The sequence below is a fragment of the Vibrio sp. 811 genome, from assembly GCF_033339195.1.
Map to the genome: position 1 here is coordinate 1 of NZ_JAWOUB010000694.1, position 579 is coordinate 579.

Consider the following 579-nt stretch of genomic DNA (forward strand, 5'->3'; position numbering starts at 1 on the left):
TCGGGAGTGCCAGTTATAACTGGTTAAGCTACCTATCTGGCTTAGTAACATTGTCGTTATATCCATTTTTGATGCAGCAAGAATTGGGTTTAACCGCAGCTGATTATGGTTCTTTGATGATTATTCCGTCAGCTGGTTTGTTGATGGGTAGCCTCGTCCTTAATTTGATCAATAACCGTTATAAAGCACAGCAAATACTGTTGATGAGCTTTGCGATTGTCGCGCTTTCTGGGTGTTTACTGTTGGTGACGCCGTTTACGGTTGCATCGTTACTGGTCGCATTCACGTGTTTGAGTTTTGCGCAAGGGATGTCTTTTCCTGTTTCGATAAGTTTGTTGTTGTCTCCGCATAAGCAGCAAGCCGGTGCAGTGTCTGCATTATCTGGCTCAATTCAAATGTGTTTAGCGGGTTTGTTTGGTGGCTACTTGGTTGAAAAGTGGGTGACAGATCAGCATCAGCTAGGCATCTTTTATTTATTTATCGCTCTAATTTCTTGCATCGTACTGGTGGTTAGCCAATATCGAAGAGCACCTCGTCAGACTGCGCAGCCGGAAGCTTCCAGTTGAATGTTCTAGCGAA

The 579-nt window shown here is 44.0% G+C and carries 1 protein-coding gene; it reads left to right on the top strand.

The genetic code is table 11. The features are described from left to right. The coding region (locus R7Q46_RS28875; protein ID WP_318078541.1) for an MFS transporter at positions 1–566 on the top strand (566 nt) is incomplete at its 5' end. Between the last annotated feature and the right edge of the window lie 13 nt (positions 567–579).